At 53.0% G+C, this 9,097-nt stretch carries 3 protein-coding genes, 1 pseudogene and 1 CRISPR repeat array; of the genes and pseudogenes, 3 read left to right on the forward strand and 1 reads right to left on the reverse strand.

Annotated features, from left to right (window positions below):
- The first annotated feature begins 65 nt into the window (after positions 1 to 65).
- The 3 genes from OSC10802_RS0129885 (at position 66) to OSC10802_RS0129895 (ending at position 4,726) form a co-directional block, all read left to right on the forward strand.
- The gene (locus OSC10802_RS0129885; protein ID WP_017720454.1) at positions 66 to 695 is read left to right on the forward strand and encodes a class I SAM-dependent methyltransferase; all 630 of its coding nucleotides are present in this window, start codon (positions 66 to 68) and stop codon (positions 693 to 695) included.
- Positions 696 to 820: 125 nt separating this feature from the next.
- Positions 821 to 1,792, forward strand: a complete 972-nt coding sequence (locus OSC10802_RS0129890) for an alpha/beta fold hydrolase (protein ID WP_017720455.1) — start codon at positions 821 to 823, stop codon at positions 1,790 to 1,792.
- Positions 1,793 to 2,125: 333 nt separating this feature from the next.
- On the forward strand, positions 2,126 to 4,726 hold the full coding sequence (locus tag OSC10802_RS0129895; protein ID WP_198525220.1) for a PAS domain-containing sensor histidine kinase: 2,601 nt from the start codon (positions 2,126 to 2,128) through the stop codon (positions 4,724 to 4,726).
- 235 nt (positions 4,727 to 4,961) lie between these two features.
- Positions 4,962 to 8,810: direct repeats of the CRISPR family, unit length 37 nt; unit sequence GTTTCAATCCCGTTGCCGGGATTCAGCTATAGGAAAG.
- Between the two features lie 116 nt (positions 8,811 to 8,926).
- Here OSC10802_RS0129895 and OSC10802_RS51540 read toward each other — a convergent pair.
- Positions 8,927 to 9,097: pseudogene (locus OSC10802_RS51540) on the reverse strand (IS4 family transposase); the annotation flags it as partial.

Raw genomic sequence — 9,097 nt, forward strand, 5'->3', positions numbered from 1 at the left:
AGCTGCGGTTTCCAACCGCCAAGCAGCCTATAACCTCTGCCAATTTCACACCGAAATGGTATATTATGATGAAACCTAATGCTATAAACAGCAAACAGAAATTATTCGATCGGTGGGCCCCCAACTACGACTGGGTGTTTACCTCAGTATTCTATCAAGCGATTCACCACCGGCTGCTTGAGTGTGTGAATTTGCCAGAAAAGCCGAATGTGCTCGACATCGGATGCGGCACCGGACGCCTGCTGACTCGCCTCGCCACCGAGTTCCCAAATCTGCAAGGAACGGGTTTAGATTTCTCTGCTGAGATGATCCGTCAGGCCCGCCGGCGCAAGCCCGATAGCGTTCGCCCCCGTCTCATCTACCTGCAGGGGAATGCTGAGTCTCTTCCTTTCGCTGACGGGCAGTTTGATGCGGTGTTTAACACTATCAGTTTCCTGCACTACCCGAACCCCGAACAGGTATTTTCTGAGGTCAGCCGGGTGATCGCTCCGGGCGGGCGCTTTTACTTAGCCGATTTCGCAGTTCGCTGGCAAACCTCTCCGCAGTTATTATTATCGATGTCCCCGGGTGGAATCAGACTTTACAGCCCTCAGTTGCGGGAACAGCTAGGCGTGCGAGCGGGATTGGGCTGCGCGGGGCATTACGATCTTCTCGGGCCGGTTTTGCTTTCTATTTTTACTAAACAAACCATCTAGAACTTTACAGGTGTTCCCAGTAGGGTGCGTTCTTGCGGAACCCACCCTGCGAGTCGGTTCCCCTGGGGCGTTGCGCTATCCGCTAATTTTTGGCACAATTACTACAGACGCAAACACCAGCAACTATGCAAGCAAAATCTACTACAGCACAACCCACTGAGGGGGGAACCGACTCTCTCCCGCAAACACTGTTTTACACTTGGCGCGATTACCGCGCTTCCTACCAACTCCACACACCGGCACATTCAGATGCCGGCAGCAGCCTCCCCCTGCTGCTGCTACACCCGATTGGTGTGGGGCTGTCGCGCCAGTTCTGGCACCGTTTTTGCAAAGCGTGGTATCAAACCGGTCGCCGGAATCCGATTTACAATCCAGATTTACTCGGATGTGGGGAAAGTGATATGCCGCGTGCGGCTTACACGCCGGCAGATTGGGCTGAGCAGTTACAGCACTTTTTGCAGACGGTGGTGGGAAAACCGGCGGTTATTGTGGCGCAAGGGGCGCTGATGCCGGTGGCGATTGAATTGGCGCAATTGCAGCCAAATTTGATTCGCGGGCTGGTGCTGTCTGGCCCGCCGGCTTGGGGAATTATGACCAAACCTACGCCGGCTTGGCAGCAAAAATTGACTTGGAATCTGCTAGACTCACCGGCAGGCAGCGCTTTTTACCGCTACGCCCGCCGCCGGCAGTTCCTGCAATCGTTTTCCACCAAACAGCTGTTCGGTGATGCCAATTCGGTGGATGCTGAGTGGCTGGACACTCTGGAAGCCGGTGCGGCAAATCCAGCCAGCCGGCATGCTGTTTTTTCTTTCCTGGCTGGGTTTTGGCGAAAGGACTACAAACCGGCAGTGGCGGCCATCGCCCAACCAACGCTTGTTGTTTTTGGGGAAAAAGCATCCAGCATCAGTCGGGAAGGCAAGCAAGAGCTGCCGGCGCAACGACTGGCTGACTATTTGGACTGTCTGCCGCAGGGGCGGGGGCTTCAAATCAAGGGGCGAAATGTTCTGCCTTATGAGTCTGCCCCGGAATTTGTCGCTGCGGTTGCCGGGTTTGTGGGGGAGCTGGAAGCTGATAGCGTGAAAAACCCGGTTTCTTAAAGAAACCGGGTTTCTGCGGGATACTTCATCCAACTGAAAACCGCTCTGACCAGTGAATCCCCTCCCGGTAGGGTGCCTCTGGACGCACCCCACCCCCACTTTTCACCGGCTCTCGATTTCCCTCATGAAAATCATCCTATCGGGGGATTGTGTTTGTGAAATAGCTGGGCAAAATAAAAATTAAAAGAGTCATACTCCCCCTCCCCAAAGCGCGGGGAGGGGGTTGGTAGGTGGGGTTCTTCAGCTTATTTATGCTGACCTACTGCTGGGGGCAAAAACGTGGGAGAAAATTTCAACGAAATTCAACAAGGGGGGGGGTCGGATTCAGAAATAGTGGAAGCATTCCGGAACCTGCTGCAGGAAAATGCGGATATTAAGCGCCAAGTTGAGGAGCTGAAATCGGCTTTAAACGCAGCCAATAACCGGCTGCTAGAGGAGAGAATCCGCTGCGAACAGGCGGAGGAAGCGCTGCAGCGAGAGCGCCGGCTGTTTGCGGGAGGGCCGGCGATCATCTTCCGGTGGAGATCGGAAGAAAATTGGCCGGTGGAATATGTGTCTCCCAATGTGACTCAGTGGGGGTTCAATCCTGATGATTTTACCAGTGGCAGATTGCCCTACGCCAGCATCGTGCATCCGGATGATGTGCCGAGAATTGCGGCTGAACTGCAAGCGCATAATGCGGCGGTTTTGGACTCCTTTGAGCAGGACTATCGCATTTTCCGCGCCAGTGGGGAGGTGCGGTGGGTTTGCGATTTCACGGCGGCTGTCCGCAACGATCGGGGGGAAGTTACCCACTATGAAGGATATGTTCTGGATATCACCCACCGCGTGCTGGCAGAAAAAGCGCTGCAGGAGGCAAAAGACCAGCTGCAAGCGGTGCTGGATGCGGTGCCGGGGTGCGTTTCTTGGATTGGTTCGGATTTGAAGTATCTGGGCGTGAACCGGTATTTGGCGAAGACTTTTGGGCGCACACCGGCAGATTTTGTGGGAAAGGAATTGGGGTTTATGAAGTCAGCGGGTGAGCTGAAGGAATTTTTGTCGGAATTTTTCGCCTCACCGGCACGGGAAGCCTCGCAAGAAATGGCTTTTGCGCGCCGGCAAGATGCCGGTGCTGCAGTGGGGGGGAAAAGACATCACATCCTAGTCGCTCAGAAGTACCTTCAAGGTGAGGCGGCTGTGTGTGTCGGCGTTGACATTACGGAACTCAAAGAAGCTCAGCAGGCGCTGCAGCTGTCGGAGGAGAAGTTCTCAAAAGCTTTTCGCTGCAGCCCGAATTGCATCACCATCAGCACTCTCAAGGAGGGGCGCTACATTGATGTCAATGAGACTAGCTTGCGCATTTTAGGATACCGGCGCGAGGAAGTCATTGGTCGAACGGTTACGGATCTGAATATTTGGGTCGAGCCGCAAGATCGGGAGCGCATGACACAGGCGCTGCAAGAGCGGGGTGCGGTTGACAATATGGAAGTTAAAATCCGCACGAAGACGGGCGAGGTGCGGGTGGGTTTGCTTTCGGCTGAGATTGTCGAGATTGCCGGTGAGCGCTGTTTGGTGGCGGCGACGAATGATATTACAGAGCGAGTGCGGGCGGAGGAAAAGCTGCGGGCGGCGCAAGAGCGCGACCGCTTGCTGGCAGAAATTGCCCTGCGCATTCGCCAGTCACTCGATTTGGATAATATTCTAAATAGCACAGTTTGTGAGATTCGTCAAGTCCTGAAAGCTGACCGCGTTTATATTGGCTATCTGGATGATAATTCTGACGCTTTGGTGGTGGCGGAATCGGTGGCTGCCGGCTTCCCGCCGATGCTGGGATACGCGCTGAAGCGCGACATTTATTTTAGGAAAGTTAAGGCGCTATTTGACCGGCATCCGGTTGGGGCTGTTGCGGATACTTCTGCAGTGCCGGTGCTGCCTTATCTGGCGCAACACTATGCGGACTACCAGATTAAGGCGAGCTTGGCGGTGAGGATTGTGGTGGATGAGAAGCCGTTTGGTTTGCTGGTGGCTCACCAGTGCAGCGGGGCGCGTTGCTGGCAGCCTTTTGAAATAGAATTGCTGGATCGACTGGCAACTCAAGTGGCGATTGCGATTAAGCAAGGGCAGCTCTACCAGCGGCTGGCGGCACTCAATGCGAATTTGGAAAAGCAAGTGGAGGAGCGCACGGCTCAGCTGCAGCAGCGCAATCGGGAACTGCAGGAACTCAACCAGATGAAGGATTTGTTTTTGCACGCGGTGACGCACGATTTGCGCACGCCGGTGATCGGTGCGTTGCTGGTGTGGAAGAATTTGCTGAACAGTTCTGCGCCGGGTGCTGGCGGGAGTCAGCCGCCAGCAATTCCGGTGGCTCGCTCGATTCTGGAGCGGATGGTTCAGGGGAGCGAGCGCCAGCTGAAATTGATTAATTCGCTGCTGGATGTTCACGCCAGCGAGGTGCGGGGGATTGCGCTCCAGCGGGAGCAGGTGCGCCTGGGCGAGCTGATTGAATCGATTGTGGAATATTTCCAGCCCCTGCTGGCAAAAAATCAAGCGACTCTCAGGAATAAGGTGCGGGCTGATTTGCCGGTGCTGAGTGCGGATTCGGGGCAGCTGTGGCGGGTGTTTGAAAATTTGATTGCCAATGCTTTGCATCACAACCCGCCGGGATTGAGTCTGACTGTTACTGCGGCGGTTGAGGGGGGTGAGGGGGAGCAATCGGATTCCCAGATGATTCGCTGCGCCCTGCAGGATAATGGGGTGGGGATGAGTGAGGAGCAGTGCGAGGAGCTGTTTGAACTTTACGCACGCGGCTCCCAGACACGCCGCTCCACCGGCTTGGGTTTGGGGCTGTATTTGTGCCGGCAAATTATTGCGGCGCACGGGGGTAAGATTGGGGTGATTAGCTCGCTAGGTGCGGGGGCGACGTTTTGGTTTACGCTGCCGGTGGTGGATTTTTGAAGGTTGGATTTTGGATGCCTGGATGCAAAGATTTTGGATTGTGAAAGCCGGCGGTAATGTGTTTTCCTATAAAGGAACAGTGAAGTTACAATAAACTGGTTTTATTGTAGCGATCCGGCGTTTTTTTGACCGCTAATACGCCAAGAGACGTTGCCGGTGGAGTCGGTTGCCGGTGGAGTCGGAAGGGTTGCCGGTGGTGTGAGACAGGTGTGGGGAGCCGTCGGATAGGTCGTTTGTTTCAATCCCGTTGCCGGGATTCAGCTATAGGAAAGATAATTCGGACCCAGAAGCGTTTTATAACGCTCGACGTTTCAATCCCGTTGCCGGGATTCAGCTATAGGAAAGCTGGAGAGAGCGAAGTCCCTAATCGTTCTGGATCATGTTTCAATCCCGTTGCCGGGATTCAGCTATAGGAAAGCAAGCTTCGATAGGACGCCATCCAGGGATTGGGAAAGTTTCAATCCCGTTGCCGGGATTCAGCTATAGGAAAGCATTTCAGCCTCGGCGCTAGACCTTTTAAGCGTTCTGTTTCAATCCCGTTGCCGGGATTCAGCTATAGGAAAGTCTAGGAACTCCCGGCGGTTGACAAGCCGCAAGACACTGTTTCAATCCCGTTGCCGGGATTCAGCTATAGGAAAGCACGAGTCAGTCTACAACGCGGCGTGCGAGCTCGCTGTTTCAATCCCGTTGCCGGGATTCAGCTATAGGAAAGTCTCCTTGCGCCAGTTTTTTGCTTGACAGTGCTGCCGTTTCAATCCCGTTGCCGGGATTCAGCTATAGGAAAGGGAGGTGAAGTCTTTTACGCCACGAATATATACTGATTTCAATCCCATTGCCGGGATTCAGCTATAGGAAAGAGCCCCCAAAATAGGAGCAAAATGCTTTTTTTCTCCCGTTTCAATCCCGTTGCCGGGATTCAGCTATAGGAAAGCTCTTTCTCGCTTCTCCTCTTCAGGTATTACGAGTTTCAATCCCGTTGCCGGGATTCAGCTATAGGAAAGCTAAAACTAGTCTGGCCCAAGCTGCAAGCGTGGCCGTTTCAATCCCGTTGCCGGGATTCAGCTATAGGAAAGATATATCTTCGCTATTTGCTCAACGGAGTAGATGTTGTTTCAATCCCGTTGCCGGGATTCAGCTATAGGAAAGTTGGCCGGCTGCCCCGATTGCTAGTCGGGTAAAGTGTTTCAATCCCGTTGCCGGGATTCAGCTATAGGAAAGGGCGGATTCTGGGCGTGGGTGAAAGTTCACGTGCAAAGTTTCAATCCCGTTGCCGGGATTCAGCTATAGGAAAGCTCTGGCTCTGCGACAGCCAGAAAACCAAGAGCAAAGTTTCAATCCCGTTGCCGGGATTCAGCTATAGGAAAGGAAATTGTGCAGGCGATGGCGCGCGTCCGCGACTGGTTTCAATCCCGTTGCCGGGATTCAGCTATAGGAAAGCCTTAAAGGCTGGTTTGATGACGACCCTGTTGGCGCGTTTCAATCCCGTTGCCGGGATTCAGCTATAGGAAAGGAAAACTTGGCGGAAGGCAAGCGCACCCTGCTGCTGTTTCAATCCCGTTGCCGGGATTCAGCTATAGGAAAGCCTGGGCCCGGAAGTTGAGTCGGCACCCGAGCCGGGTTTCAATCCCGTTGCCGGGATTCAGCTATAGGAAAGCGCCACCGCTTTTTCTGCCGCAATGAGCTGCTGCTCGGTTTCAATCCCGTTGCCGGGATTCAGCTATAGGAAAGCTTGCGGTCATCCCCGCAGCCTCCCTTGGAGCGCCTGTTTCAATCCCGTTGCCGGGATTCAGCTATAGGAAAGCAGGCTCTCTCTTCCGCTCGCAATAGAAGTTCTGAGTTTCAATCCCGTTGCCGGGATTCAGCTATAGGAAAGCATACAGTCCATAACATGGAAGGCCGAAATTGGCGTGTTTCAATCCCGTTGCCGGGATTCAGCTATAGGAAAGCCTGTGCAAAATTTAATTAAAACTTTTGCTTATTTAAGTTTCAATCCCGTTGCCGGGATTCAGCTATAGGAAAGCTGGGTGCGCCGGCGTGCAGTGGGGATCATCGGGGACGGCTCGTTTCAATCCCGTTGCCGGGATTCAGCTATAGGAAAGCGCGACGCTTATTCTTGATGAGGCGGAGCAGGTAGTTGTTTCAATCCCGTTGCCGGGATTCAGCTATAGGAAAGTGTCGAAGCCAGCTGTAGCCGTCCCCGACATTGACGGTTTCAATCCCGTTGCCGGGATTCAGCTATAGGAAAGTATTGGCGAAGAGATACTTGATAGCGAAGGGACTTTTGTTTCAATCCCGTTGCCGGGATTCAGCTATAGGAAAGCGTAGAGCCTCCTGTTGCTGAAAAAACTAGGTTAAAGAGTTTCAATCCCGTTGCCGGGATTCAGCTATAGGAAAGCCTGAAGAAAAGCTGCCCAGTTTAGACGACCTAAGAGTTTCAATCCCGTTGCCGGGATTCAGCTATAGAAAAGGATAGTAAAAAGCCAGTGCCCTAACATCTCTTAGCTGTTTCAATCCCGTTGCCGGGATTCAGCTATAGGAAAGTAGAGGAAAATCTTTCAAGTTGCTCGCACAAAGATTGTTTCAATCCCGTTGCCGGGATTCAGCTATAGGAAAGCCCTGGCAGAGTAAGGCGGCTTGCAATCGGTCGATAAGTTTCAATCCCGTTGCCGGGATTCAGCTATAGGAAAGTTCTAAATGAGCGCTGTTTGTTTAAGAGTCTTAAAAGAGTTTCAATCCCGTTGCCGGGATTCAGCTATAGGAAAGCCGGGCGGCGGCGGAAACCCGGGTGAAGCTGGAGCAGTTTCAATCCCGTTGCCGGGATTCAGCTATAGGAAAGCCCTTTTGAATCTAGAACTGGCTAACCTGATTAAAAGTTTCAATCCCGTTGCCGGGATTCAGCTATAGGAAAGCCAGGATAGAAATGGGCATTTACGGCCCCTTTGGTTTGTTTCAATCCCGTTGCCGGGATTCAGCTATAGGAAAGTCCCGGCGATCCACCTTTGGTAGGTGGCCCTGGGTAGTTTCAATCCCGTTGCCGGGATTCAGCTATAGGAAAGCACCGGCGCTGGCTCTGGGATTCCTGGGAAGCGCGTGTTTCAATCCCGTTGCCGGGATTCAGCTATAGGAAAGGAACTTGCCCAATGGCGCGAATTCTGCGAGTGGCTCGTTTCAATCCCGTTGCCGGGATTCAGCTATAGGAAAGTGGGCAGGAGGCCCAGTGGGGCGTCCCATCTGGGTTGTTTCAATCCCGTTGCCGGGATTCAGCTATAGGAAAGCCCGCGTTGACTGCAAGCGCAGGTCAGGCAGGAAGTTTCAATCCCGTTGCCGGGATTCAGCTATAGGAAAGTCCCCATCCAGATGCCGGGGAGGGCGATGGGCACAAGTTTCAATCCCGTTGCCGGGATTCAGCTATAGGAAAGCAAAGCCTTGTGGGGAGCAGTTCTAAGTCCATCGCGTTTCAATCCCGTTGCCGGGATTCAGCTATAGGAAAGCCGGGTCAACGCAAGAGGCAAACCAGTCCTGTATCGTTTCAATCCCGTTGCCGGGATTCAGCTATAGGAAAGACACGAACCACTTATGGCAGGTTTTGCCATTTGGCGTTTCAATCCCGTTGCCGGGATTCAGCTATAGGAAAGTTGTAGCCTGTGCCACGACTGACACAATTTATCACGCAAGTTTCAATCCCGTTGCCGGGATTCAGCTATAGGAAAGCGCCGGCAGCTGCGAGCGCACCACCGGCAGCTGCGAGCGGTTTCAATCCCGTTGCCGGGATTCAGCTATAGGAAAGGCACGAGATCTGGAGCTCCTGCACTCGGGCTCCAGGAAGTTTCAATCCCGTTGCCGGGATTCAGCTATAGGAAAGGTTCTCCCCCCGGCGGTCTTAGTCCTGTTTCGGCTCGTTTCAATCCCGTTGCCGGGATTCAGCTATAGGAAAGTTCCGGAACGCGAAACGTGATCGTGCTTCAGGATCGCCAGTTTCAATCCCGTTGCCGGGATTCAGCTATAGGAAAGCAACCCGCAGCCGACAACTATACTGCTCGAAGAGTTGTTTCAATCCCGTTGCCGGGATTCAGCTATAGGAAAGAATGAGGCATCTTTTTGCGTCCGTCAAGAGCGTGCCTGTTTCAATCCACAAGTGTTGAATTCTGTCACAAAACTTTACATTTTAGCTTACATTTATCCTGCCCTGAGTAAAAATGCTTAGCCAGAGAGAAGTCGTTCTATCCAGTGGACATAGCTGATTTCTTGACACATACAACATTGAAGATAGCGGAGTTTATCTAGTAGCGTAGTCCCCCATTCTTTAGGAATATCTACTATCTTTAATATCAGGTAAGCTATCAGCGAAACATAAATTTGTATAGCTATACT

It is taken from the genome of Kamptonema formosum PCC 10802 (assembly GCF_000332335.1).
Taxonomy (GTDB): domain Bacteria; phylum Cyanobacteriota; class Cyanobacteriia; order Cyanobacteriales; family Oscillatoriaceae; genus Oscillatoria.